This is a genomic window from Psychroserpens mesophilus (assembly GCF_050617655.1).
Classification (GTDB): Bacteria; Bacteroidota; Bacteroidia; order Flavobacteriales; family Flavobacteriaceae; genus Psychroserpens; species Psychroserpens mesophilus_A.
This window is the reverse complement of sequence record NZ_JBODQC010000272.1, coordinates 1-258: the sequence shown is the minus strand read 5'-3', so window position 1 is coordinate 258 and position 258 is coordinate 1. Positions and strand designations below refer to the sequence as shown.

Sequence of the window (258 nt, the reverse complement as noted above, 5' to 3'; positions counted from 1 at the left end):
CAAAAAGAGTAGGTACCCGAAAGTATTTCCTAATTATGAAAGTGAAGTGTTCTTCTTCGATGTTTTGGAACAAGATTGGATGAAAATTGATCGGGCCTGGGTAAGTCAATTATTTAGACTGTTGAAGGCCAGGTTTGGAAGGTCTAACCAAGAAATAAGTATTCATGCAACTGAAAAAGTGTTTCGAATTTTCTGGAATGAATTGGGCTACGACTGCCTTATTAAGGACCGTAGCCATGGCGTGCCTTAGGAAGACAA

At 39.5% G+C, this 258-nt stretch carries 1 protein-coding gene; it reads left to right on the top strand.

Going from position 1 to position 258, the window contains the following annotated elements; genetic code table 11:
- Nucleotides 1-250: hypothetical protein (locus ACRHNM_RS17240; RefSeq protein WP_431137879.1), on the top strand; the 250-nt coding region annotated here is incomplete at its 5' end.
- Nucleotides 251-258 lie beyond the last annotated feature (8 nt).